This is a genomic window from Streptomyces sp. JW3 (assembly GCF_052216785.1).
Classification (GTDB): domain Bacteria; phylum Actinomycetota; class Actinomycetes; order Streptomycetales; family Streptomycetaceae; genus Streptomyces.
The window spans coordinates 1-25,037 of sequence record NZ_JBQOUX010000076.1 but is presented as its reverse complement, the minus strand read 5'-3'; the positions used below and the strand labels follow the sequence as shown (position 1 = coordinate 25,037).

Annotated in this window: 21 protein-coding genes and 1 pseudogene; 9 read left to right on the top strand and 13 right to left on the bottom strand. The window is 74.8% G+C overall.

All coding sequences use genetic code 11. The features are described 5' to 3' along the window. Nucleotides 1–70: 70 nt before the first annotated feature. Together ACTT8P_RS26530 and ACTT8P_RS26525 are read right to left on the bottom strand one after the other, a co-directional pair. Entirely contained in the window at nt 71–640 is a 570-nt protein-coding gene (locus ACTT8P_RS26530) for an SRPBCC family protein (protein WP_442834271.1), read from the bottom strand. A gap of 53 nt (nt 641–693) precedes the next feature. After that, nucleotides 694–909 (bottom strand): tautomerase family protein, encoded by a 216-nt coding sequence (locus tag ACTT8P_RS26525; protein WP_442834270.1) that lies wholly within the window; start codon nt 907–909, stop codon nt 694–696. 144 nt (nt 910–1,053) lie between these two features. Here ACTT8P_RS26525 and ACTT8P_RS26520 point away from each other — a divergent pair, with 144 nt between their 5' ends. Continuing rightward, nucleotides 1,054–1,950, top strand: a complete 897-nt coding sequence (locus tag ACTT8P_RS26520) for a helix-turn-helix domain-containing protein (RefSeq protein ID WP_442834269.1) — start codon at nt 1,054–1,056, stop codon at nt 1,948–1,950. A gap of 10 nt (nt 1,951–1,960) precedes the next feature. Here the strand turns inward: ACTT8P_RS26520 and ACTT8P_RS26515 are convergent, their stop codons facing one another. Further along, on the bottom strand, nt 1,961–3,400 hold the full coding sequence (locus ACTT8P_RS26515; RefSeq protein WP_442834268.1) for an MFS transporter: 1,440 nt from the start codon (nt 3,398–3,400) through the stop codon (nt 1,961–1,963). Between the two features lie 231 nt (nt 3,401–3,631). Between ACTT8P_RS26515 and ACTT8P_RS26510 the strand changes: the two genes are divergently transcribed. The 3 genes from ACTT8P_RS26510 to ACTT8P_RS26500 are packed head-to-tail and all read left to right on the top strand — an operon-like array spanning nt 3,632 to nt 7,595. Beyond that, the gene (locus ACTT8P_RS26510) at nt 3,632–4,591 is read left to right on the top strand and encodes a helix-turn-helix domain-containing protein (RefSeq protein ID WP_442834267.1); all 960 of its coding nucleotides are present in this window, start codon (nt 3,632–3,634) and stop codon (nt 4,589–4,591) included. A gap of 24 nt (nt 4,592–4,615) precedes the next feature. Further along, entirely contained in the window at nt 4,616–6,160 is a 1,545-nt protein-coding gene (locus ACTT8P_RS26505) for an FAD-dependent oxidoreductase (protein ID WP_442834266.1), read from the top strand. Beyond that, nucleotides 6,153–7,595, top strand: coding sequence for a class I adenylate-forming enzyme family protein (locus ACTT8P_RS26500; RefSeq protein ID WP_442834265.1), 1,443 nt, complete (start codon nt 6,153–6,155; stop codon nt 7,593–7,595). Before ACTT8P_RS26505 ends, ACTT8P_RS26500 begins: the two co-directional genes overlap by 8 nt. Nucleotides 7,596–7,668: 73 nt before the next feature. Here the strand turns inward: ACTT8P_RS26500 and ACTT8P_RS26495 are convergent, their stop codons facing one another. Genes ACTT8P_RS26495 through ACTT8P_RS26480 form a run of 4 tightly spaced genes read right to left on the bottom strand, consistent with a single transcriptional unit; the run spans nt 7,669 to nt 12,945 of the window. Continuing rightward, nucleotides 7,669–8,949, bottom strand: coding sequence for a cation:proton antiporter (locus tag ACTT8P_RS26495; RefSeq protein ID WP_442834264.1), 1,281 nt, complete (start codon nt 8,947–8,949; stop codon nt 7,669–7,671). Next, nucleotides 8,946–10,322, bottom strand: coding sequence for a cytochrome P450 (locus ACTT8P_RS26490; protein WP_442834263.1), 1,377 nt, complete (start codon nt 10,320–10,322; stop codon nt 8,946–8,948). The genes ACTT8P_RS26495 and ACTT8P_RS26490 overlap by 4 nt, the downstream gene beginning before the upstream one ends. Continuing rightward, nucleotides 10,316–11,374: an alpha-hydroxy acid oxidase gene (locus tag ACTT8P_RS26485; RefSeq protein ID WP_442834262.1), complete on the bottom strand. Its 1,059-nt coding sequence runs from the start codon at nt 11,372–11,374 to the stop codon at nt 10,316–10,318. The genes ACTT8P_RS26490 and ACTT8P_RS26485 overlap by 7 nt, the downstream gene beginning before the upstream one ends. Then, nucleotides 11,371–12,945: an FAD-dependent oxidoreductase gene (locus tag ACTT8P_RS26480; RefSeq protein WP_442834261.1), complete on the bottom strand. Its 1,575-nt coding sequence runs from the start codon at nt 12,943–12,945 to the stop codon at nt 11,371–11,373. Before ACTT8P_RS26480 ends, ACTT8P_RS26485 begins: the two co-directional genes overlap by 4 nt. 63 nt (nt 12,946–13,008) lie before the next feature. On the opposite strand from ACTT8P_RS26480, the gene ACTT8P_RS26475 reads away from it, so the two are divergent. Next, nucleotides 13,009–14,520 (top strand): aromatic amino acid ammonia-lyase, encoded by a 1,512-nt coding sequence (locus ACTT8P_RS26475; protein ID WP_442834260.1) that lies wholly within the window; start codon nt 13,009–13,011, stop codon nt 14,518–14,520. Nucleotides 14,521–14,541: 21 nt separating this feature from the next. On the opposite strand, the gene ACTT8P_RS26470 is transcribed toward ACTT8P_RS26475, so the two are convergent. The 3 genes from ACTT8P_RS26470 to ACTT8P_RS26460 all read right to left on the bottom strand — a co-directional run bounded on the left by ACTT8P_RS26470 (nt 14,542) and on the right by ACTT8P_RS26460 (nt 18,822). Next, the gene (locus ACTT8P_RS26470; protein ID WP_442834259.1) at nt 14,542–15,798 is read right to left on the bottom strand and encodes a sensor histidine kinase; all 1,257 of its coding nucleotides are present in this window, start codon (nt 15,796–15,798) and stop codon (nt 14,542–14,544) included. Beyond that, on the bottom strand, nt 15,795–16,481 hold the full coding sequence (locus ACTT8P_RS26465; protein WP_442834258.1) for a response regulator transcription factor: 687 nt from the start codon (nt 16,479–16,481) through the stop codon (nt 15,795–15,797). The genes ACTT8P_RS26470 and ACTT8P_RS26465 overlap by 4 nt, the downstream gene beginning before the upstream one ends. Nucleotides 16,482–16,725: 244 nt before the next feature. Further along, on the bottom strand, nt 16,726–18,822 hold the full coding sequence (locus ACTT8P_RS26460; RefSeq protein ID WP_442834257.1) for an alpha-galactosidase: 2,097 nt from the start codon (nt 18,820–18,822) through the stop codon (nt 16,726–16,728). Nucleotides 18,823–18,955: 133 nt separating this feature from the next. Between ACTT8P_RS26460 and ACTT8P_RS26455 the strand changes: the two genes are divergently transcribed. From ACTT8P_RS26455 to ACTT8P_RS26440, 4 genes are all read left to right on the top strand, one after another. Then, nucleotides 18,956–19,708, top strand: coding sequence for a restriction endonuclease (locus ACTT8P_RS26455; protein ID WP_442834256.1), 753 nt, complete (start codon nt 18,956–18,958; stop codon nt 19,706–19,708). A gap of 183 nt (nt 19,709–19,891) precedes the next feature. Next, nucleotides 19,892–20,455: a hypothetical protein gene (locus ACTT8P_RS26450; RefSeq protein WP_442834255.1), complete on the top strand. Its 564-nt coding sequence runs from the start codon at nt 19,892–19,894 to the stop codon at nt 20,453–20,455. Next, nucleotides 20,452–21,669 carry an FAD-dependent monooxygenase gene (locus tag ACTT8P_RS26445; protein ID WP_442834254.1) on the top strand — a complete coding sequence of 406 codons (1,218 nt, stop codon included), beginning with the start codon at nt 20,452–20,454 and terminating at the stop codon, nt 21,667–21,669. The genes ACTT8P_RS26450 and ACTT8P_RS26445 overlap by 4 nt, the downstream gene beginning before the upstream one ends. Nucleotides 21,670–22,103: 434 nt before the next feature. Continuing rightward, nucleotides 22,104–22,859, top strand: a complete 756-nt coding sequence (locus ACTT8P_RS26440; protein ID WP_442834253.1) for a histidine phosphatase family protein — start codon at nt 22,104–22,106, stop codon at nt 22,857–22,859. 3 nt (nt 22,860–22,862) lie between these two features. On the opposite strand, the gene ACTT8P_RS26435 is transcribed toward ACTT8P_RS26440, so the two are convergent. The 3 genes and pseudogenes from ACTT8P_RS26435 to ACTT8P_RS26425 all read right to left on the bottom strand — a co-directional run. After that, nucleotides 22,863–23,735, bottom strand: a complete 873-nt coding sequence (locus ACTT8P_RS26435) for an SGNH/GDSL hydrolase family protein (protein ID WP_442834252.1) — start codon at nt 23,733–23,735, stop codon at nt 22,863–22,865. A gap of 217 nt (nt 23,736–23,952) precedes the next feature. Continuing rightward, nucleotides 23,953–24,135, bottom strand: a pseudogene (locus ACTT8P_RS26430) (IS200/IS605 family transposase); the annotation flags it as partial. A 325-nt stretch (nt 24,136–24,460) separates the two neighbouring features. Next, nucleotides 24,461–25,037 (bottom strand): hypothetical protein (locus ACTT8P_RS26425; protein WP_442834251.1); only part of this gene is annotated, 577 nt, incomplete at its 5' end.

Here is a 25,037-nt window from a genome sequence, read left to right as displayed (position 1 = left end):
GCGGTGCGGAGCAGGACGCCGGCGAGCCGCTGGGCCTGCCCGGCGGCGTACGGGAGCGCCGCCAAGCCGGCTACGCGCGCCGCGGGCCCGCCGCCGTGGACCACCGGCCGCCGGCGTCCGTCTCCGCGAGCACCTTGAGGCCGGCCAGGGTCTCCCGTATGCCCTCGCGCAGTTCCGCCAGCCGGGCGGCGACGATGTCCGGCTCGCGGTCCGGCCACCGCTCGATCGCCCGGGTGAGGCCGCTGGCGCCCGGCCCCACCCGCACCGACTGGCGCAGCCGGGTGCCGTCCTCCTCGGCCGCCAGCGTGTAGCTCCAGACCGCCATCGGCCGGGCCGGGTCCGAAGTGGGCGGCCCGTAGTGGCCGTCGGCGTCCGTCACCGCCCAGGTGAAGACCTGGCCCGGGATCAGCTCGGTCACCTGGGAGACGGTGCGCCACCGGCCGAGCAGCCGATGCCGGTTGTGGCCCTCGAAGCGCGCGCCGAGCGCGGGCCGGTCCGCGCCGTCGAGCCAGGCGACCCGGCGCAGTTCCGGACTGAGCCGGGCCGGGAGTCCGATGTCGGTCACCAGCTCCCAGACCCGGCCCGGTTCGGCCGCCACGGTCACCTCGCAGTGCGTACGGGGGCCGTCGGTGAAGCGCATGTCGTCCCTTTCCGGCGTCGGTCCGGCCGCTCCCGTGGACCGTAGCCGGATGGTCAGTCCTCGGGCGAACCGCCCAGCGCGGCGAGGGTGAGGACGTGGCCGCCGATGCCCCAGCCGCCGTCGGTGACCTCCTCGACCAGGACCAGGGTGGTGGCGCGGGCCCGCTCCCCGTAGACGTCGACGAACAGTTCGGTGGCGCGGGTGACGATCTCCTGCTTCCGCCGGTCGTCGAGGGAACCGGCGGGGACCTTGAAGTTGGCGAACGGCATGGTGGTGGCTCTCCTTGTGCGGACCGGCGGTGGATGCTGCGGGCCCCAGCCTGGTCGACGGCGCCCGGCCCGGCCAGAGTGGTCCGCACCCTGGGGTCGCCGTCCCCTGGCTCACGGCTGCCGGTGTGCGTGACGATGGGGGACGTGAACCACTCGGAACTCGGTGCCTTCCTCAAGTCCCGGCGCGACCGGATCCGGCCCGCGGACGTCGGTCTGAGCGCCGGCCCCCGGCGCCGGGTGCCCGGGCTGCGGCGCGAGGAGGTCGCCCAGCTGGCCGGCCTCTCCGCCGACTACTACACCGAGCTGGAACGCGGCCGCGGCGCCCAGCCCTCGGCGCAGGTGCTGGCCGCCCTCGCCCGGGCGCTGCGCCTGAACGGCGACACCCGCGACCACCTGTTCCACCTCGCGCGGCGGCCGCTGCCGCCGGCCGCGCACGGACCGGACGCGCACGTCCAGCCCGCCCTGCTCGGGCTGCTGGACCGGCTCGGCAGCACGCCCGCCCAGATCATCACCGACCTGCACGAGACCCTGGTGCAGAACCCGCCGGCCGTCGCGCTCGTCGGCAGACCTCCGGCGGTGCGCGGACCGGGGGCGAGCCTCGTGCACCGCTGGTTCACCGACCCGGACGCCCGCGCCCTCTACCCGGCCGAGGACCACCCCCACCACTCCCGGGTCTTCGTCGCCGACCTCCAGGCCGTGGCCGCCCGGCGCGGCGCCGACGTCCGGGTCCGGCGGATGGTCGCCGCACTGCGGCGGCGCAGCCCCGAGTTCAGCGCCCTGTGGGACACCCACGACGTCGCCCTCAGACGGACCGATCACAAACGGATCGTCCATCCGGTCCTGGGCGTCATCGAGCTGGACTGCCACAGCCTGTTCAGCGAGGACGGCTGCCAGCGGCTGCTGTGGTTCACCGCCCCGCCCGGCACCGAGGGCGCCGGCCGGCTGGAACTGCTCTCCGTGATCGGCGCCCAGGACATGGCGGCGGACCCGGCGGACCCGGCCCCGGTCCGGCCGCCCGCCGACCGGACCGCCGGCACCTGAGCCGGCCGGGTCACTCCCGGGGCAGTACGAGCCGGGACAGGACCGCGGTGGCCAGCAGCAGGGCGGCGACGAGCAGCAGACCGGTCCGCATGCCCGGCAGCGAGAAGCCGCCGTCCGGCGCGGCGAGCAGACTGCCGAACACGGCGACGGCCAGCGCGCCGCCGGTCTGCCGCAGCGAGTTGAGCAGCCCCGACGCCGTCCCCGCGCGTTCCCCCGGCACGGCGTCCATCAGCAGCGCGGTCAGCGCGGGCACCACCAGCGCCCCGCCGACACTCAACGGCACCAGCAGCACCAGCACCAGCCACACCGGGGTGCGCGCGGCCAGCGGCAGCAGCGCCAGCATCGCGCCGACGAACACCAGCTGCCCGGCCACGATCACCGGCCGCCGCCCGATCCGCTCCGCCAGCCGCGGCGAGACCAGGTTGGTCGCCGTCACCAGCGCCGACATGGGGACGAACATCAGCCCGGCCACGGTCCCCGACATGCCGCGCACCTGCTGGTAGTACAGCCCGAGCAGGAATATCCCGCCGTAGAAGGCGGCGTTGACGGCGAAGCCGACCGCGAGCGGGACGGCGACCCGGCGGTCGGTCAGCAGGTCCAGCGGCACCATCGGCCGCCGCTGCCGGCGCTCCACCGCGTAGAAGGCGTATCCGGAGCCGACCGCGAGCGCCGCGGCCGCCAGGACCGGGCCGCTGGTCCAGCCCCGGTGCCCGCCCTCGATCACCGCGAACGCCAGTGCCGCCAGCGCCAGTACGGCCGTGAGCTGCCCGGCGCCGTCCAGCGCGGCGGGCCGGCGCGGCGAGGCGGGCACCCGGATCAGCAGACCCAGGATCACCGCGCCGACCGGCAGGTTCAGCAGGAACACCGCCCGCCAGCCGGCCGTGTCGGTGAGCAGCCCGCCCAGCACCGGACCCGCCGCCATCGCCACCGACCCGCCGACCGTCCACAGGGCGATGGCGCGGGCCCGGGCCCGGGCGTCGTCGTAGGCGTGCCGGATCAGCGCCAGCGAGGCCGGCAGCACGATCGCCGCCGCCCCGCCCTGCGCCACCCGCGCGCCGGTCAGCACGCCGATGTCCCCGGCGAGCGCGCAGGCCAGGGAGGCGACGGTGAACAGGGCCACCCCCCAGGCGTAGGCGCGGCGGGCACCGACCCGGTCGGCCAGGGCGCCGGCGGACAGCATCAGCGCCGCGAACGTGAGGGTGTACGCGTCGACCACCCACTGCAGCCCCGCCATCCCGCCGCTGAGCGAGTCCTGGATCGCGGGCAGCGCGATGTTCACGGCCGAGACGTCGATGGTGATCACGGTGAAGCCGAGCAGCCCCGCGACCAGGGCGAGCGCGCCGCGCGCCGCCGGACGGTCCGGCCCCGGCGGAGCACCGCGCCCGGCGTGGCGCGGGGGCGAGGACGGGACGGAGCCGTGGGCGGGGGACCGGCGACGGAGAGCGGGCACGGCGGAACTCCTCGAAGAGAAGGAAAGCGACGGGACGGGCGGGCGGTACCGGCCGCCGGGCCGCGGCCCGGTGCCACGCACCCCCTGGGCCCCGGCGGCCGGGCCGCCCGCTCCGGGAACCACTCTGGGCCGCGGCGCCGCCGCCCGGCAGACCGCGCTGTACCGGAGGTGCCGCGTTCCAGGCAGTGACAGGGCCCCGCACGCGCTCCGGCCGCCTGTCAGAATGGGCGGATGGCGACAGCAGGGGCAGGGGACGCGCGGGGCACCGAACTCGGCCGGTATCTCAAGGCCCGCCGGGCCCAGGTACGACCGCAGGACGTCGGCCTCCCGGCCGGCGCGGGCCTGCGCCGCACCCCCGGTCTGCGCCGCGAGGAACTGGCCGCGCTGGCCGGGGTGAGCGTCGACTACTACATCCGCCTGGAGCGCGGCCGGGAGACCAACCCGTCGGTCGCCGTCGTGGACGCCCTCGGCCGCGCCCTGCGACTGCGCGGCGACGCCTACGAACGCCTGCACGAACTGGCCGAACTGGCCTCCGGCCGGATCTCCGAACTGCCGGCCACCTCCGACCACACCGTCCGCGACTCGGTCCTGCGGATGCTGGAGTCGGTCCGCCCGATGCCCGCCTACGTGGTGAACCGCTTCAACCGGGTGCTGGCCGCGAACCCGCCCGCCCGGCGGCTGCTGCCCGGCCTGTGGGAGTGGCCCGAGGAGCGGCGCAACCTGACCCGCTACCTCTTCCTGCACCCGGTCGGCCGGATCCTGTACGAGCCGTGGGAGGCGACCGTCGCCTCCTCGGTGGCGCACCTGCGCGCGGTCGCCGGCGCCGACCCGGAGTCGGCGGAGCTGACCGCCCTGGTCGGCGAACTGGTCGTGAAGTCCCCGGACTTCGCCCGGCTCTGGGAGCGCTACGACGTCTGCGAACGCGGCGGCGGCCAGAAGACGTTCCGGCACCCGAAGGCCGGCCTGATGACGCTGACCTACGAGGTCATGCGGCTGGCCCGGACCGGCGGCCAGCGCATGGTGGTCTACCAGGCGGCGCCCGGCACCCCGGACGAGGCGGCCGTCCTGCGCCTGGAGCCCGCCGCCGCCCGCCCGGCGCCCGCCCCGGCCGGTCACCCGGAGCCGGCCGGTCATCCGGAGCCCGCCGACGCCCCCGTCGCCGCGCCGGCCGGCAATCTCAGAGCCTTCTGATTTCGCGCCGCTAGCGTCCCGTGCATGGTGCGCGATTACCTGATCATCGGGGCCGGACCGGCCGGACTTCAGCTCGCCGCTTCCCTGGAACGCGACGGACGCGACTACGTCGTCCTGGAGCGGGGAAACGGCCCGGGAACGTTCTTCACCCGCTTCCCCCGGCATCGGCAGCTGATATCCGTCAACAAGGTCAACACCGGCTACAGCGACCCGGAGCTGCGCCTCCGGATGGACTGGAACTCGCTGCTCAGCGACGACCCGGAGCTGCTGTTCACCCGGTACAGCGACGACTACTTCCCCCGCGCCGACGACTTCGTGCGCTATCTCGCCGACTACGCCGAGCGGACCGGCGTCCGCGTCGAATACGGCACCGAAGTCGTCCGCGTCTCCCGCGCCGACGGCGTCTTCACCGTGCTGGACGCCGCCGGACGGACCTGGCAGGCCCGCCGGATCGTGGTGGCGACCGGCGTCTCCCGCCTCAACGTACCGCCCATCACCGGCATCGAACTCGCCGAACGCTACGACGACTTCGACACCGACCCGGCCTCCTTCACCAACCAGCGGGTGCTGGTCGTCGGCAAGGGCAACTCCGCCTTCGAGACCGCCGAGTCACTGATGGCGAAGGCGGCCGTCATCCACGTGGCGGGCCCGCACTCGCTGAAGATGGCCTGGCAGACCCACTTCGTCGGCCATCTGCGCGCGGTGAACAACAACTTCCTCGACAGCTACCAGCTCAAGTCGCAGAACGCCGTCCTGGACGGCACCGTGGAGAGCATCGAGAAGACCCCTCAGGGCGGCTTCCGGGTGGTGTTCCGCTACGCCCGCACCGTTGAGCGGCTGCGTGAACTGCGCTACGACCGGATCATCGTGGCGGCCGGCTTCCGCTTCGACGCGAGCGTCTTCGACGCCACCTGCCGCCCCGCCCTCGTCATCGACGACCGGTTCCCCGAACAGACCTCCGCCTACGAGTCGGTGAACGTCCCCGGCCTCTACTTCGCTGGCACGCTCACCCAGCAGCGCGACTTCAAGAAGTTCACCAACGGCTTCATCCACGGCTTCCGCTACGGCGTCCGGGCCCTGGGCCACATCCTCGACGCCCGCTACCACGACACCCCCTGGCCCGCCCGGGAGCTGCCCGCGACCCCGGAGGCCATCGCCGACGCCCTCGTCGCCCGCGTCAACCGCTCCTCCGGACTGTGGCAGCAGTTCGGATTCCTCGGCGACGTGGTCACCGTGGACGGGAACCAGGCCCGCTACCAGGAAGAGGTCCCGCTCGCCCACGTCACCGACGGCGGTCTCGGCGCCGCCGACCACCGGTTCACCGTCGACCTGGAGTACGGGCCCGGCCACGACGACGTCGACCCGTTCGACATCAGCGTCCCGCGCGTCGTCGAGAACGACGTCGAGCACGCCGCCGACTCCGTCTACCTGCACCCCGTCGTCCGCCACTACCGCGACGGCGTCCTGGACGGCACCCACCACCTCGCGGAGAACCTGGAGAACGACTGGGACATCCCGGCCGTCCACCAGCAGCCGCTCACCGCGTATCTGAAGGCCTGCCTTGACTGAGCCATTCCCCGGCGGTGTCCTGGACCTGCTGGACGCGGCCGGCGACCGCGTCGTCTTCGAGCACCTGGACCGGGCCGTCACCGGCGGCCAACTCCTCGCCCTGGTGCGGAGGGTGACGAACGGCCTGCGGCAGCGCGGGGTGGGCCCCGGTGACGGGGTCGCGCTGCTGCTGGGCGTCAGCCCCGAGGCGTTCGCCGCGGTCGTCGCCGCCCATGTCGTCGGCGCCCGGGTGGTCGGCGTCCGGCCGGGCCTGACCGACCGCCAGCGCGACCACCTCCTCACGGACGTCACCCACCGGATCACCGACGCGCCGGACACCCCGTCGTCCGGGCCCGTCCTCGCCCTCGACGACCTGCTGTCGGCGCCGGACGACGGCGCCCGGCCCCAGGTCACCGCCCGGCCCGGGGACGTCGCCCGGCTGCTGCACACCAGCGGCAGCACCGGCCTTCCGAAGGCCTGCGCCCAGACCTACGCGGCGCTGACCGCGGCCTGGGCGCTGAAGCCCGACGCCTGGCCGCCCGCGGTCCGCGAACTCGCCGCGCGCCTCGACCGGTTCCTGGTCTTCGGCACCCTGGCGAGCCAGGTCATGATGGAGTACGGCCTGCTCTCGCTGGCCGCCGGCGGCACCCTGGTCACCGCCGACCCGCCCGCCTTCCCCGACGCCTTCGTCCGGCACCGGGCCACCGCGAGCGTCATCACCGTGGCCCGGCTGACCAGGCTCGTGGCCGGCCAGCGGGAGGCACCCGTGGACCTCGGCCCGCTGCGCGCGCTGATGGTCTCCGGGTCGCCGCTGGAACCGGGGCGGCTGCGGGAGGCCGCCGAGGTGCTCGGACCGGTCGTCTTCCACGGCTACGGCCAGACCGAGACCGGCATGATCTCCATGGCCACCCCCGCCGACGAGCCCGGTTCGCTGGGCATCCCGCCCGTCGACCTGGAGGTCAGGGACGCCGACGGCCGCCCCGCCCCGCCCGGCACCGAGGGCGAACTCTTCGTCCGCACCCCGGCGCAGTGCGGCGGCTACTGGCGCGAACCCGAGCTGACCGCCGAGGTGTTCACCCCGGACGGCTGGGTCCGCACCCGCGACCTGGGCCGGCTCGACGACGCGGGACGGCTGTGGCTCACCGGCCGGGCCCGCGACGTGATCATCGTCAACGCCAACGTGTACTACGCCGGTCCGGTGGAGCGGCTGCTGGCCACCCACCCGGCGGTCGCCGAGGCGTATGTCACCGCCGTCCCCGACGACAGCACCGGGGAGGCCGTGCACGCCTTCGTGGTCCCCGCCGACGGGCGCGAACCCGAGCTCGGCGCACTGCGGGAGCTGGTGGCGGCACGGCTGGGCGAGGCGTGCGCGCCGACCCGGCTCACCCTCATCGACGAGGTGCCGCTCACCCCGGCCGGCAAACCCGACAAACGGCGGCTCGCCGACCGGGGATGACAAGGCGACGACAACCGGAAGAGCCCGGCCCCCCAGGGGACCGGGCCCTTCTCCGTGTGCCCTCCCGGCCGGCTCAGTGACTCTCGGCCACGACGGCCGCCGGCCGCGGCCGGCCGCCGCCCTCCCGTTCCTCGCGGCCCCGCTCCCGCCGGTCGATCAGCGCCAGCAGCGGCGTCGCCATCACGGTCGTGACGATGGCCACCACCACCAGCGCGCTGAACATCGCCTGGGTCACGATGCCCGCCGCCAGGCCCAGGTTGAGCGCGATCAGCTGCATCAGCCCCCGCGCGTTCATCAGCGCCCCGACCCGCAGCGCCACCCGGTTCGGCTCCCCGGCGGCCCGCGCGGCCAGCCAGCAGGCACCGAACTTCCCGGCGACCGCGACCAGCACGCAGCCCGCGGTGAACAGCAGCACCGGACCGGAGCCCAGCAGGGTGAAGTCGGTGTTCAGCCCCGAGTAGGTGAAGAACAGCGGCAGGAACACCCGGCCCACCGGCTCGATCGTCTCCACCGAGCGGTCCAGCTGCGGCGAACGCGGGAAGACCAGGCCGAGACTGAACGCCCCGAACACCGCGTACAGCCCGATCTCGTCCGCGTACCAGGCGACCAGGAACAGCACGCCGACCAGCACCAGGAGCAGGTTCTCCGGCGCCGCCCGCTCGGCGAGCAGCACGGTACGTCCCCGCAGCCGTACCACCACCGCCAGCACCACGATGAGACCGAACGCGCCGGCGACGGCCAGCGACACCAGCCCGGCGCTGCCGCCGGCGATGCTGAACACACCCGCCAGCAGGATCCAGGCCACCGCGTCGTCGACCGCGCCGGCGCCCAGCGAGAGCGAGCCGTAGCGGGTGCCGGCCAGGTTCCGCTCGGCGATGATCCGGGCCAGCATCGGAAACGCCGTCACCGCCAGCGCGACCCCGACGAACAGGGCCGACACCGTCAGCGACACGTCCGGGGCCATCGCGCCGGTCCGCTCGCCGGCGGCGAAGATCAGGACCACGCCGAGCAACACCGGCACCAGCACGCCCGCCGCGGAGACCAACCCGGCCGGCCGGGCCACCCCGCGCAGCCGGTCCACCCGGAAGTCCCAGCCGACGTGGAACATGAACGCGACCAGGCCGATCTGCCCCACCACGTAGAGGATCGGCCGCAAATCCTGCGGGAAGAGACCCGACTCGACGCCGGGCAGCAGGGCGCCGAGCACGGAGGGGCCCAGCACCACCCCGGCCAGCATCTCGCCGACCACCGGGGGCTGGCCGACCAGTTGCAGCAGCCGGCTCACGACCCGGCAGACGATCAGGATGACCACGACGGCGAGGAAGAACGCGGGGGCCAGATCCGTGGCGCTCATCTGCTGTTTCCTTCCGGGTGGGCGACCGGGCAGCGCCCGGCCGGATGCTCCTCGAAATAGCGGCCGGCCAGCCGCAGCCGCCGCGCGTGCAGCACCATGACCGTGCCGAGCACCAGCTGCCGCACGGCCCGGGTGACGTCCTCCGCCCGGTCCCGCACCCGTACGAACCTCCGCAGCACCGCCAGCCGGGGCCCGGCGCGCAGGCCGCGCGGGATCAGCAGACAGGGCGCGCGGTGCGGGTTGGACCGGGTGTGCGAGGCGGTGGAGTCCAACTGGTAGCGGCGCAGGACCTCCCGCACCGTCGCCCGCAGCACCAGCGGCGACAGCCGCCACGCGGGACAGGGCCGGTTCGCCGCCACCCCGAACGGGATGTGGTGGGCGTCCTTGCCGGACAGCGACGTCCAGCGGTCCGGGTCGAACTCCTCGGGGCGGTCGTAGCCGGTGGCGTGGTAGTCGGGATAGCTGAAGCACACCACCGAGCCGGCCGGCAGCACCGTCTCCGCGTCGAGCGGGATCTCGCCGGTGGTGATGCGGTGCGCGATGCCGAACAGCGGGTACAGCCGCATGGTCTCGTCGAGTACGTGGCTGAGGTACCGGTCGTCGCCGGGGTCCGCCCACAGGCGGTGCTGCACCCCGGGATGGCGGGCCAGGGCCAGCAGGACGTGCGCGGTCGCCTCGGAGAGCTGCACCACGGCCGTGTTGAAGAAGGTGCCCTGGAGGTAGTGCGCCTGTTCCGGCAGCGACAGCGCGGCGGGCAGCCGGTGCGGCACGTCACCGGCCGCGATCCGCTCGCGCAGATACGCCGTCAGCCGCGCCCGGCGGCGCGGATGCCGCAGCCCGGTGCACTTCAGGGCGCTGATCACGTCGTCGGCGTGCGCGGTGATCAGGTCCCGGGCCCGCGGCGGACACGGCTCCTTGAAGACGAGTTCGTAAGCGAACTCGGCCCAGGCGGGCATCACCAGGTCCCGCAGCCGCACCAGGCTGATCCGGTCCTCCGGCAGCGCGTCCAGGACGCCGCCGACGGCCCGGCCGGCCGCCGCCGCGAGGCTCTCCGATCCGCCGGCCAGGATCCGCCGCGTCGTCGCGGCCACCTCCTCGTAGCGCTCGCCGGGCTCCAGGTGCTCCTGGTGCACCTCCGGGCCGGGCGCCAGCCAGTACCAGAACAGGTCGGACAGCCCGGCCCCGGCGCTGCGGCCGTTCGCCGCCGGGTGGGCGTAGACCCGCTCGAACACCTCCGGTCCGTACCGGGCGTCGGGCAGGGTCACCGCCCGGTCGCCGTTGACCCTCTCGAAGATCCGCACCCGCAGCGCCACCACGCTCCGCGGCAGCCACCACGTCCGGTCCGGGGCCCGCTTCGGCCCGCTGTTCACCACGTCCCGCCCTTCCGGACGACCATGTCCTTCGTCAGATCGGTGTTCCGGCGCCCGCCGCACAGCGCGAGGGTGTGGTCGTACTCGTCGCGCAGCCCGGCCAGCACCCGCCGCACCCCGGCCTCGCCCTCGGCGGCCAGGCCCCACACCACCGGGCGGCCCACGCCGACCGCCGTCGCGCCCAGCGCGAGCGCCACGGCGATGTCGCTGCCCCGGCGGACGCCGCCGTCCAGCAGCACCGGCACCCGGCCCGCCACGGCCGCGACGACCGCGGGCAGACAGTCCAGGGCCGCCGGGACGGCGTCCGACTGCCGGCCCCCGTGGTTGGAGACGACCAGCCCGGCCGCGCCGTGCTCCACGGCCAGCCGGGCGTCGGCCGGGTGCAGGACTCCCTTGAGCAGCACGGGCAGCGCGGTGTGCCGGACCAGGTCGTCGAGATCCCGCCAGGACACCGCCGGGGACATCGGGATGTCCGTGAGTGCGCCGGGCGGAGCACCGGGCAGGCCGCGCATGTTCTCCGCCGCGTAGCCCGGCGGCAGGTCGGTGAAGCCGTGCCGCAGGTCCCGGGTGTGCCGGCCGAAGACGGGGGAGTCGACGGTCACCACCAGCGCCGTGCAGCCCGCCTGCTCGGCCCGTCCCACCAGGGCCCGGGTGACCTCGTGGCGCGGGTGCGGGTACAGCTGGAACCACACCGGTCCGGCCCCGGCCGCCGCGGTGACCTCGGCGACCGCCGTGGTCGAGGCGGTCCCGGTCACCAGCACCGCGCCCTCGGCCGCGGCGGCCCGGGCGGTGGCCCGCTCGCCGTCCGGATGCAGCAGCCGGTGGAACGCGGTCGGCGCCACGATCACCGGCGACGATCGCGGCGCCCCCGGCAGCTCGACGGCGGTGTCCCGCTCCGCGCCGCCGCGCAGCACCCGGGGCAGCAGGGCGTACCGGTCGAAGGCCCGCTCGTTGTCGGCGAGGACGCGTTCCTCGCCCGCCCCGCCCGCCACGTAGTCGTAGTGGGCGGGGTCCAGCGACTGCCGCGCCTTGTCGTGCAGGTCGCGGAGGATCACGGCGCCACCGGAGCGGCCGGATCGCCTTGGGCCTGAAGGAACGCGCGCAGCGGGGCGCGATGGAACTTCTCGCTGTCCCACTCGTTCTCCAGGTTCTCCGCGAGGTGGTACGCGTCGACGAGCGCGCCGTCCCGGTACCAGCGCACGACGGGATGCAGATACCGGCCGTCCAGACCCGCCACGTCCTGCTGGGACTTGCGGCCCGCCGTCACGTCGAACGGGTCGACCCGGTCGTGGTCCTCCCCGTACTCCAGAGTGATCACCGCGTACCCCGCCACCTGCCCGAAGTCCCCGGCGGCCACCGCGTCCGGCACATGGCCGACGGGCACCTCCTCGGCGTACCGCCAGGTGCCGTCCGGGGCGAGCAGCGAGACGTCGCCGAGGACGCCGAACTGCTGCCACAGCGCGGAGGACCGGTTGACCCGGGTGATGATCTCCTCGACGGCCCGCTCCGGGTCGGTGCCCAGCTCGGTCACCGGCCAGGGCTCGCCGTCGTAGCGCCGGCGCAGCGCCCGGTGCAGGGCGCGGACCGTGTAGCGGAAGCCGTGGATGAAGCCGGTGGTGGCCTTCTTGAAGTCCCGGCCCTGCATCAGCGTCCCGGCGAAGTACAGACCGGGCACGTTGACCGACTCGCCGACCGCCGACAGCGCGGGGAACCGGTCGTTCACCGTCAGGTCCGGGACGCAGCTCTCGTCGAAGACCGAGGTGTCGAGCCGGAAGCCGGTGGCGACGATCACCCGGTCGTAGCGGATCTCCTTGACCACGTCGTCGGCCCGCTCGAAGGCGACCGGTACGTGGAGGCCGTCCGCCGCCCGCCGGATCGACAGCACCCGGCCGTCAAGGAGCGCGTTCTGCGACTTGAGCTGGTAGCTGTCGAGGAAGTTGTTGTTCACCGCCCGCAGATGCCCCACGTAGTGCGTGCGCCAGGCCAGCGGCAGCGAACCCGAGCCGACCACGTGGATGACGGCCGCGTTCTCCATCAGGCTGTCGGCGGTCTCGAAGGCCGAGTTGCCCCGCCCGATGATCAGCACCCGCTGGTCGGTGAAGGACTCCGGGTCGGGGTCGAACGAGTCGTACCGTTCGGCCAGTTCGATGCCGGGAATGTCCGGCACGTTCGGCAGCGACACCCCGGTGGCGACCACCACCCGCCGCGCCCGCCAGGTCTCGCCGCCCCCGTCCGCCACGGTGAAGCCGTCCGTGTCCCGGGAGATCCGCGTCACCTCGGTGCCGTACCGCACCCGCACCCCGGTGCGAGCGGCGAAGTCCGTCAGGTAGCGGACCATTTCGTCGGCCGGCGGGAAGTAGCGTGGGCTGTACCGGGTGAACAGCAGCTCGGGATCGTCACTCAGGATCGAGTTCCAGTCCATCCGCAGCCGCAGCTCCGGATCGTCGTAACCGGTGTGCACCTTGTTGGTCGAGATGAGGGTGCGGTGCCGGGGAAACCGCTCGAAGAACGTGCCGGGACCGCTGCCGCGTTCCAGGACGACGTAGTCCGCACCGTCACGTTCCAGGGCGGCGGCGAGTTGCAGTCCCGCGGGCCCCGCTCCGATGATCAGGTAGTCGTGCGCCATGGCCCGGAAGCTATCCAGCTCATTTCAGAGGGCTCTGAGATTCCCCGCCTAGGTTTTCGCTCCGTGCTGACCACCGCGGAATCCGTCCCGCTCACCGGCCCCCTGGACGCCGCCGCCCTGCGCCGCGCGGCGGCCCCGCTCACCGTCACCGTGGACGCCGCGGCCCGCGCCCGCGTCGAGCACGGCCGGCGCCGCTTCCGCGCCCTGCGCGACGGCGGCCCGGTCTACGGCGCCACCACCGGGTTCGGCGCCCTCGTCGGCTTCCCGGGCCGCGCCGACGAGGCCGACCAGTGCGACAACACGCTGGCCCACCTCGGCGCGGGGCAGGGCCCGGACCTGCCGTACGACATCACCCGCGCCGCCCTGCTGGTGCGCGCCTGGTCGCTGGCGCAGGGGTACTCCGGGGTGTCCGCCGAGGTCGTCGACCGGCTCGCCGCGATGTTCGCCACCACCTTCGCGCCCGCCGTCCCGCGCTACGGCTCCGTCGGTGCCAGCGGCGACCTGATCCCGCTCGCCTACGCCACCCAGGCGCTGCGCGGCCGGGGCCACGCCTACCTGGACGGCCGCCGGATGCCCGCCGCCGACGCGCTGACCGCCGCCGGACTGACCCCGCTCGCCCTGGACGGCCGCGACGCCCTGGCCCTCGTCAACGGCACCTCCGTCACCACCGCCGCCCTCGCGCTGGCCCGCGACACCGTGCGCGCCGCGCACCGCGCGCTCACCGACCTGACCTGCCTGCTCGCCGACCTCCTCGGCTGCGACCCCGGCTTCCTCGACGCCGGTCTGCTGCGCGCCTACGGCCACCCCGGCGCGGCGGTCGTCGGCACCCGGATGCGGCACCTGCTGACCGGCGTGGTGCCGTCCGGCACCCGGCCGCTCCAGGAGCCGTACAGCCTGCGCTGCGCCCCGCAACTGCTGGGCGCGGCCGAGGACGCCCTCGGTTACATCGACGGGGTGGTCGCCGGAGACCTCGGTGGCATCAGCGACAACCCGCTGTTCTTCCCAGACGGCGACGGCGACGGGGCGGACGGCCAGGCGCGGGTGGTGCACGGCGGGAACTTCTTCGGGCAGCCCGCCGCGTTCGCCGCCGACCTGCTGGCCTCTGTCACCGCCCAGCTCGGCAACCTCGCCGAACGCCAACTCGACCTGCTGGTGGACCCGGCGCGCAACGGCGGACTGCCGCCCATGCTCGCCACCGTGCCCGGCGCCCAGCACGGCCTCCAGGGCGTGCAGTTGGCGACCACCGCGTTCGTCGCGGAGATCCGGCGCAACGCCGCCCCGGCCGCCATGCAGAGCCTGCCGACCAACCTGCACAACCAGGACGTCGTCCCGTTCGGCACCCAGGCCGCCCTGCGCTCCTACGACATGGCCGAACTGCTCGGCCTGCTGTGCGGGTCGCTCGGGCTCGGTCTGCGCCAGGCCGTCCACGTCGGCGCCCGCCGGCCCACCGCGCCCCGGTGCGGGAAACTCCTGGACGCCCTCGCGCAGACGCTCCCGCCGGTCGATCCGGACCGCTCGCTGGACGCGGACGTGCGGGCCGCGACAGCGGTGCTGCTCACCCGTGACCGGGCATGAGGACAGGGCGGCCGACCGCCCTCACCCGTGCCCGGCCCCGACCGCGGACGCCGGGACCCGGGCCGGCGGGGGAGCGCACTCGGGCAGGCGGATGGTGAACCGGGCGCCGCGCCCGGGGCGGCCCGCCGCGGCGACCGTACCGCCGTGTCCGGTGACCACCTCCCGCAGCAGTGCCAGCCCCAGCCCGTACCGCCCGCCGTCCCCGGCCCGGTGGAACCGCTCGAACAGCCGCTCCGCCTCGGCGGCTTCGAAGCCCGGCCCGGTGTCGGAGACCGTCAGTTCCACGGTCGAGCCCGAGCGGGTGAGCGTCACCTCGATCCGCCCGCCCGCCGGGGTGTGGCTGATGGCGTTGGACAGCAGTTCGCCGACCGCGCGGCGCAGCGCCGACTCGATGCCGCCGACGAACAGGGTGCGGCGCGCCCCGCCCACGGTCACGGTCAGGCCGCTGTCCCGGATCCGCTCCGCCTCCTCCTCGACCACCGACCGGGCCAGCGCCGTCAGATCGACCGGTACCCGCTCGGCCGGCCGGGCCGGGCCCGCCGCGAGACTCGCGGACAGCAGCAGGTCGTCCAGGACCGCGCCGAGCCGGCCCACCGAGCCGACCAGCCGGGTCAGCCCGTCGCGGTGCGCCGCCGGCAGCTGTGCCGCCTTCGCCTGCCGGGCCAGCACCTGCGCCCGGGTGTACACCTGGGTGACCGGGGTGCGCAGCTCATGGCTGGCGTCCGTCACGAACCGGCGCTGCCGTGCGAGCGCCTCGGCCAGCGGCGCCACCGACAGCCGGCCGAGGACCAGCCCCGTCAGGGCCGCGGCGATCAGCCCCACCACCTCCGCGACCCCCAGCGCGTACCACAGGTGCCGGCGGTCGGCGAGCTGGAAGCGCATGTCGAACACCGCCTGCACCACCGACCCGTCCGCCCTGACCTGGGTGCGCACCAGGTACACCGTGTCGGCCCGGCGCACCGTGCGCTCCACCGTGTCGCCACTCGCGCCCACCCGGTCCAGATCGGCCCGCACCGGGAACCCGGCCGGCGCGTTGGCCAGTGGCGTCGCGCCGTGCGCGTACAGCCAGGTGCACACCGGCGGGCTCGACAGGTCGCCGCGCGAGGCGCCGTACCGCAGCTCCCGCCACACCTGGTCGCTCTGCGCCCGGGTCATCACGGTGTCCGCGACCACGCCGACGACCGTCACCAGCAGCGTGATGATCAGCCCGGTGATCACGGCGATCCGCAGCCGGGCCCGGCCCACCGCCGCCGACTCCGCGTGCTCCGAGGGCCTCACAGCGCCCCCAGCCGGTAGCCCAGGCCGCGGACCGTGCGCACCGCCTGGCGGCCGAGCTTGCGGCGCAGGTAGTAGACGTAGGTGTCGACGATGGACGACGCGGGCGCCTCCTGGAACACCATCCGGCGCAGTTCCGACCGCGAGTACACGGTGTCCGGGCGGGAGGCCAGCGCCCACAGCAGCGCGAACTCCCGGGCCGCCAGGGCGACCCGTTCCCCGTCGGGCAGTTCGACCTCGCGCGGGCCGACGTGCAGCCGACCGGAGCCGATCCGCAGCACGTCGGTGACGTCGAGCGCCCGCCGGCACAGGGCTCTGAGCCGGGCCCCCAGCTCGTCCAGGTCGAACGGCTTGACCAGGTAGTCGTCGGCGCCGGCGTCCAGTCCGTCCACCCGGTCGTGCACGGTGCCCAGCGCGGTCAGCATCAGCACCGGCGTGCGCACCGCCCGCGAGCGCAGCCGGCCCAGCAGGTCCAGGCCGTCCATGACCGGCAGCCGCCGGTCGACCACCAGCACGTCGTACTGCCGGGTGAGCCCCAGGTGCAGGCCCCGCTGGCCGTCGGTCGCGGCGTCGACCTGGTACCCGTCGTCGCGCAGTACCCCGGAGAGCATGCCGACCAGTTCCCGGTCGTCCTCGACCAGCAGCAGCCGCCAAGGATCCCGGGTCCGTACCTGTCCCTGTGTCACCGTCCGGCTCCTCTCGCCCCCCGCCTGACCCGCCAACACCCGCGTACGACACGGCAGTTCCGTGCACACGACACGGTGGCCGAACGGAGATTCGATCGGCAAGATCAAGCTAGCGCGTACCCGGCGGGACAGGGAGCGGCCGGCGACTCCTGTCCGTATTCCGTGCCCCGGCCCGTGCCGTGCCCGGCCGCGCCGCCGGTCACGGCGTACCGGCGGGCCCGGCGGTGGCCGAAAACCGCCGCGGTCAGCCCGCCCGCCGCAGGCGGAACACCGCGGCGTCGAGATCGCCGCGCAGGCCCGTGCGCAGGCCGTGGTGGAGCAGGACCGCGGCGCGGTGCACCTGCCCCGTGTCCTGGCAGACGTATACGGCGCCCGGGTCCAGACCGCGCAGCCGCACCGGCGCCGCGGGTTGGCCGAAGGACTGGGCCCGCAGCCAGGCGAGCACCACCACCTCGTCGCCCAGGCTGTACTGCACGGCGCTCGGACCGGCACCGTCCGGCGGCAGCAGCCGGTGCAGCCGCCCGCGCTGGACGACCGGCCGGATCTCCTTGTACCGGCTGATCCACTCCCGCGCCTCGTCGAGTTCGGCCGCGCTCCAGCGGGCCAGGTCGCCGCCGACGCCGAGCACCCCGGCCATCGCGCTGACGAACCGGAACCGCAGCGAACTGACCCGCCCGTTCAGCTGCTCGTTGGGACTGTCCGTCACCCAGGCCGCCATCACCCGGGCCGGATGCAGCTGGCCGAAACCGTGCTGGATGGCCAGCCGGTCCGCCGGGTCGGTGTTGTCCGAGGTCCACACCTGGTCGGTACGGGAGAGAATGCCCAGGTCGATCCGGCCGCCGCCGCCCGAGCAGGACTCGAAGGCGACCGAGGGGTGGGCCGCCCGCAGCCGGTCCAGGATGCCGTACAGCGCCGCCACGTGATCGATCCACAGCCGCTCCGGGAACGCCTGACCGGGCCAGCCGGCGTCGGTGAAGGAACGGTTGAAGTCCCACTTGACGTAGTCGATCGGCGCCGACTCCAGCAGCCGGTGCACCTGCTCCTCGACGAACGCGGCCACGTCGGCGCGGGCCAGGTTGAGGACGAGCTGGTTGCGGAACTCGGTGGGCGCCCGGCCGGGGACGTGCTGGGCCCACTCGGGGTGCGCCCGGTACAGGTCGCTGTCCGGGTTGACCATCTCCGGCTCCACCCAGACGCCGAACCGCATGCCCAGCGCGCGCACCTCCTCGGCCAGCGGGGCGAGCCCGCGCGGGAACCGGTCCGGGTTCGGCCACCAGTCGCCGAGCCCGGCCCGGTCACTGGTGCGCCGCCCGAACCAGCCGTCGTCGACGACGAACAGCTCGGTGCCGATCGCGGCGGCCCGCCGGGCCAGCGCGAGCTGCTGCGCCTCGGACACCTCGAAGCCGGTCGCCTCCCACGAGTTGTAGAGCACCGGCCGGTCCTGGGCGGCCGACGGGATCACGTGCGCCAGCTGCCAGGCGTGCCAGGCGGCACTCGCCCCGCCGAACCCCTCGGCGGACCGCACACCCGCGAGCACCGGCGTGGTACGCGACTCGCCCGGAGCGAGCCGGAACAGTCCGGTGTCGTCGTGCCCCCAGCCGCCGGTCACCTGCACGGTGCCGTCCGGCAGCCGCCGGGTGGCCAGCCGCCAACTGCCCGACCAGGCCAGGGCGCAACTGTAGACCTCGCCGTGCTCCTCCCCGGCGGCGCCGTCCGCGTCCAGCGCCACCCAGGGCAGATGTCCGTGCCCGGTGTGCCCGCGCCGGCTGCCGATGGTGTGGGCGCCGTGGCCGACCGGTACGCGGGTCAGCCGGCTCTCCGCGCCCCAGCGGCCGTGCAGCTGGGACAGCCGCCAGGACCCGCGGACCGGCAGCGTCCAGGTCGCCGAGTCGGCCCGCAGCACCTCCAGCGGCGTGTCCGGCGAGGTGTTGGCGACGGTGGCCCAGCGCTCGACGACGTCGTGTCCGTCCCGCAGCCGGTAGTGCAGGGTGAGGGACAGGGCGGTCACCGGATCGCGGAAGGCGAGGCGCAGTTCGTCGCCCGCCGCCCGGGCCGAGCCGAAGGCCCACCCGGTGCCGCGGGCGTCCGGGGTCCGTACGATCAGGGCCGGTTCGGCGAACCGCGGGCCGCCCTCGACCGGATACTCCTCCCGGCCGTCGAGCGGCGACTCGAACGACCACTGGGGCAGCGGCGCTCCGGCGAGCGCGGCGACGTCGGCGAGGGTGATCCGCGGCCCCCAGTGCAGATGCAGCAGGTGGTCCTCGTCGTCCAGGCGCAGCGCGTAGGAGCTGGTCGGGCCGGACAGCAGCCAGCTGCGGCCGTCCGCACCGGTCTCGATCATCGGGGCGTCCCTTCGGTGGGCGGCGGGGCTCTCCGGTCTCGGCTTCCGCCTGACGCGCGTCATCTTAAGCGCGTCGATCTTGGGCACGAGGAGTGAAGTGATCTTCGTCCCCGGCCCTGTGGAAGGGAGCGCAATGACCGTACCCACCCGCCCCGTTCGCCGCGCGGAGCGCGAGCGGCGCTTCGACCTGCGCGCGACCGCCCTGTTCTTCCTGCTCCTCGCGATCGCCCTCTGTCTCCTCGGCTTCGCGGTCCGCACCGCGGCAGGGACCGTCGGACAGCGCCCGGCGTGGGCCGCGGCTCTCGTGCTGACCGGCGTCGCGGTGGTGTGGCTGGGCCGCTCCGGACGGCGCCGCCGCGCCACCGCGCGGTACGCCCGGCGGGCCACTCTGGCCCTGGAGGAGGCGGCGGCGTCCGTCCCCGAAACGGAAGTCACCGCGCCGCTCCCCGACTTCACCGATCCCACGGAAGAGGAAGACGTCCCGGCCGCCCAGGCCGACTACGTCGAACTGGAACCCGACGGTTTCGAACACGCCGTGGCCGGCCTGTGCGCCCGGGACGGCTGCCCCGAGGTGGAAGTCGTCGGCGGCGCGGGCGACTTGGGCGCGGACGTCCTGGCGCGCACCGCCGACGGACGGCGGATGGTCGTCCAGTGCAAGCGGTACGCCGACGGCCACAAGGTCGGCTCACAGGACATGCAGCGCTTCGGCGGCACCTGTTTCACCGTCCACGAGGCCGACCTCGCGGTCCTCGTCACGACCAGCGACTTCACCACACCCGCCCGCTCCTACGCGGCCCAGTGCGGCATAGTCTGCGTGACCGGCGCGGAGCTGGACGCCTGGCGGGACGGCACCGGACCCGCCCCCTGGTCCCGCGCCGCCGAGTGAGCGCCGGGCCCCGCCCGCCGAGGTTCCCGTTTCCCCGCGCAACCGCCCGATGGGATGAACAGCCCGCCCACTCGGTACCGGTGAGACGACTCGGCCGGTTGAGTGAAGGGCACGGCACCCGCGGGGACTACGGCCGCGACGAGGCTCCGCAGTTACTGCGGCAGGCGGAACGGTACGGTGACAGTGACCACGACAGAGCGGACCACCGGCTTCGCCGGCCCGGACAGCGCCGGCGCGATCGCCCGGTTCGCCTGTCCGGCCACGCGTCTGCTGCTCGCCGGCGACGGCCTCACCACCACCTCCCTGCAAGCCTGGGCCCGGGCCCCGCTGCGGGTGGGCACACTGGAGTGGCGGGTGTGCGACGACCGGGACACGCCCCTCGCCATGGCGCCGGCCGTACTCGGCGGCCCCGGCCGTGTGGTGGTCCGCGGCAGCACCCTGGTCGACCCGGCGGGCACGGTCTGGTCGGCCAACGTGGTCGTCGGGCGGCTGGACCTGGACCCGCGCGCCACCGCGTGCCTGAAGGGCGACGGCCCGCTGGGACCCGAACTGCACCGGGCGGGCGTCCGGGGACACCGCTCACTGCTCGGCATCGGCCGCACCCCCTGGCCGCTCGCCGGGGCCGCCACCTCCGCCGCCTACCGGATCTGCCTGCTGCGGCACGGTGCGGAACCCCTGGGTGTGGTCCGGGAGATCTTCAACCCCGCGCTGATCGACCCCCGCCCGCTGCCGGAGCGGGCCCGGTGACCCTCCGCGTATCGGCGCAGGTCGGCATCGTGGGCGCGGGCCCGGCCGGACTGGTGGCCGCCGCGGTGCTCGCCCGCGCGGGAGTGGACGTCTGCCTGCTGGAGCGGGACTCCCGGCAGGACGTCGAAGCGCGGGCCAGGGCCGGACTGATCGAGCACCGCGTCGCCGAGTACCTCCAGGACCACGGGCTGGCCGCCGGCATGCTGGCGGACGGCGTGCGGCACGGCTGGTGCGACATGGTCTGCGAGGGCCGCCGCACCCGGATCGACTACGGCGCCCTGTCCGGCGGGTTCACCCACCGGATCTACCCCCAGCAGGCCCTGGTGCGCGACCTGATCGCCCAGGCGCAGGCCGCGGGCTGCCCGCCCCGCTTCGGCCGCCCGGTGCGCGCCGTCACGGACATCGCCGGCCGCCCGCGCCTGATCGGCGACGGCCTGGAGGTGGTCTGCGACTACGTGCTCTGCTGCGACGGCCCGCACACCCTCGCCGAGCGCCTGGCCCCCGGTACGGCACGGGCCTTCCGCTACCCCTACGACTGGCTCACCGCCCTGGTCGCCGTCGACCGGCCCGTCGAGGCGGTGCTGTACGCGGTGCACGCCGATGGGTTCGCCGGGCTGATGCCGCGCACCGGCGACCGCGCCCGCCTCTACCTCCAGGTGCCCCGCGAGGACCGGGCCGGACGCTGGAGCCCGGACGCCATCCGGGCCGCGTTGCGGACCCGGACCGGCGCGGTGGCGGACGAACTGCCGCCCGTGCGGGAGATCCTGGACGTCGGCATGCTCCGGATGCGGGGCATGGTCCGCGACCGGGCCCGGCTCGGCCGGGTCCTCCTCGCCGGCGACGCCGCCCACGTCCTGACCCCCAGCGGCGCCAAGGGACTCAACCTGGCCGTCGCCGACGCGGCCGACGCGGCCCGCGGCCTGCTGACCCGGCTCCGCGACGGCAGCGGCGCCGACCTGGCGGGCTACGCGCGGCGACGGACCACCGAGGCATGGCAGACCCAGGAGTTCTCCGACCGGCTGCTCACCCTCCTGCACCTGCCCGAGGCGGCCGGCCCCGACCCGCGGTTCCTGCTCCGGCTGCGACGGGAGCGAATGCGCCACCTCGGCCGGCCGGGCCCGCGCGGCGCGGCGTTCGCCCACTGGTACGCCGGTTCCGGCCGCGACCCCGACCCCCGGGGCCCGGTCGGCGTCCGCCGCGCCGAGGACGGCTGACGGCCGGGCGGAGTTTTCCGGCCACGGCGAGAGGAACGGAACCCTGCCGCCGCCGTTCGTGTCACACTGATCGAAGGCCCGCCGCGCATCCCCCGTCGCGGCGGGCCGTCAGCATGTCACCGGCCCCCGCGCCGACCGGCGGCACGGCGGCGCACACCGGGCCCCACGACCCGGGAGAGGTTTGCGACGAACGCCCCTGCCCGCGCCGGCGGCCGGTCGCCTGCGTCCGCCCGGACCGCGGGACGGCCGCCGCGGTGCGCGGGCCATGCCCAGGACCACCGGCGCCGCTGTCCAACGACGGTGACCGGCGGCCCGCCCCGCCGCGCGGTCCGAGCCGTCCGTGAGCACCGCCGAGCCCCGCCTCGCCGCGGCACTTGACCGGGAAGGCACCCCCGATCTGGCAGGATGCCCGTCCGGAACCGACAGGAGGCCGTATGGTCCAGCGACACTCGGCGCCGGCCGACTCCCGCGCCGTCGACCTCGCACCCCCGTGCGCCCTCGGCGCGCTCTGGGCGGTGCGGCACGGGGAGAGCACCGCGAACGTGGCCTTCGCCGCGGCCGAGGAGCCGGGCGCGGCCGCCCGGCCGGTGCCCGGCCGCGACCGGGACGTCCCGCTGTCCGGCAGCGGCGCCGCCCAGGCCGCCGCGCTGGGCCGCTGGCTGGCCGGCCGGGCGCCCGGCACGGGACCGGAGCTGGTGGTGTGTTCCCCGTACGTCCGCGCACGGCAGACCTGGGAGGGGATGGCCGAGAGCGCCGCGGGGCCGTACGGCGGGTCGCTGCCGGTGGTGGTCGACGAACGGCTGCGGGACCGGGAGATGGGGGTCTACGAACTCTGGCCGCCGGCGGTGCTGCGCGAGCGGGCGCCCGCGGAGGCCGAGCGCCGGGCGACCGCGGGGGAGTGGTGGTACCGGCCGCCCGGCGGGGAGGCCCTGACCGATGTCGCCGTACGGGTGCGGCAGTTCGTCACCGATCTGAGCGGCGCCGCCCCCGGCCGCCGGGTGCTGCTGGTGGCGCACGACGCGGTGCTCGTCGCGCTGCGCCACGTACTGGCGGGCATCGGTGCGCAGGCGCCGGACCGGGTGCCGCCCGTGCCCAACGCCTCCGTCGCGCACTGGCGCGGCGACGGCCGCCGGCTGCGGCCCGCCGGCTGGGGCGACACCGCCCACCTCACCGCGCCGGACGGCGGCTGACCGTCAACCGAGGCCCAGGACGCCCATGGCGTGCTCGGCCATGCGCCGCTCGCCGAGCGCGTTGGGGTGGACGGGAACCAGGTTCGAGGAGAAGAGCAGCGGCTCGATCCACCGGGTGCCGGACGGCGCGCACGCGTCGTGCCCCTCGGAGACCTGGGCGAAGTCCACGAAGACCGCGCCGGTCTCCCGCGCGGCGCGCTGGACCGCCGCGTTCAGCCGCGCCTGGATGCCGCGCAGATAGGGCACGTCGCCCTCCGCGATGGGCAGCTTCGCGAAGCAGGACGGGTCGGCGGCGGCCGGCATGATCCAGGGGTAGCCCAGCGCCGCCACCCGGGCCCCGGGCGCCTTGGCCCGGACGCTGCTGAGCGCCGCCTTCAACGCGGGATAGGTGTTCGTCTCGATCTGGTCCTCGAACGAGCTGCCGTACCGGTCCTTGCAGGGACTGCCCTTGCCGCCGCTGAGCACACCCGCGGTGCCGCAGGAGGTCACCGCGTTGATGAAGGTGCTGTTGTCGTTGCCGCCGATGGTCAGCGTCACCAGGTCGGTGCCGGCCGACAGGGCGTCCACCTGCGGCGGCACACCCGGGTACTGGGCCTGCGTGAAGTGGCTGGTCTGGGCGGCGCCGCAGGTCACGTCCGTGAGGCGGGCACCGGTCCGGGAGGCGAGCACATGCGGGTAGTTGGCGGTGGAGCGCAGACACAGCAGGTTGGTGAGGTCCACCGGCAGCACCCCGGAGCCGGCGCTGTAGCTGTCGCCGAGGGCGACGTAGTCCAGCGGCTCGGCGGCGTGCGCGGTGGCCCCCGTGACACTCAGGGCCAGGGCGCCCGCGGACGCTATTGTCGCTGCCATGACACGTCTGAAGATACGTTTCGGCATGGGCTGTCCCTCTTCTTGGGCGGGCGGGTGAAGGGGCGCGGTGGCGCCGAACTGGGCGTTACCTACAGGTAACACCGATAAGTAATGTGCGGCCGGCGAGACGTGGAGTCAACAGGCGCGACTCGACTTGTCGGTAAGACGGTTCCCTCGACTCGCCGTTCACGCCTCGGTCCGCAGGTGCGCAGTGCCGGAGTTCGTTGCGTCTGTGGGGCGGGGGTCAGGTGGGCCGTTTCTGGTCTTCGATGTACTGACGGATCACGGTCAGTGGTGCACCGCCGCGGGAGCCGGCGAAGTAGGAGCGGGACCAGAACGCGAAGCCCGTCCCGATTCGGTTGATCCGGCCGGTGTACTCGGCCCGCAGGTATCGGGAGCTGACACCTTTGAGGCTCCGGAGCCTGCGGCATCGACTTCCTCGGTCGTCCCGTCCAACACCTCCACGATCAAGGTGTTGCGACGACCGGTTGAATCCACCCTGGACACCGCGGTCGGAATGGTGGACCAGGCCGCTGAGGTCGACGCCCTCGCGCCGCCGGCGCGAGGAAGGCCGCCGCGGCCCGTCGCACCCTGGCCGTCCTCGACCTGACCACCCACACCTTCACCGCGCTGCGCCCGGGCCGGGTCACCCTGACCGCCGTCGCCGTCGCCGTCGCCGACGGCCGGACCGCCGCCGCGACCGTCGCACTGACCGGCTGACACCCACCCGCCCCCGCTCTGCGCCAACGGCGTCAGGCCCCGCGCGCGGGCAGGTCGACGTTCATGAACTCGGCCCACTCCGCGCCCGGGCCACCGGGCCCCCACAGGGCATCGAGATCCGGGTCGTGCGCGATCCAGTCACCGGTCAGGGTGCTGTCGTGGGTCCGCATGCTGCGGTCGAGCTGGTTGAGCGCCGAGCGGCCGCAGTCCTCCCGCCACTGCTCGGGCGGATAACCCTCCGGCAGGCTCTGCGGCGGCAGCTTCGTGGCCAGCGACAGGAAACAGGCCGCGTTGTAGTGGGTCATCCACCCGGTCGCCCCCTTGCGCTCCGGACCCCAGTGCCGGGACGTGGCCCGGGCCCGGGTCACCACCACGTCGTGCCGCTCGGTGTCGTGCGTCGAGCGCCGCCTGGTGTGGTCGTCGAACAGCAGCCGGCGAAAGCCGGTACCGCGCCGCGGGTACCAGGTGCGCACCAGGACCTCCCGGGCCACCTGGTCGAACGCCCGGCTCACCTTGCGGCGCCGCTCCCGCTGTTGCCCGGCGGAGCCACTCGGCCCGCCGGCCCGCTGGATCTCGGTGATCTCGTGGGCGGCCAGCGCGATCCGGATC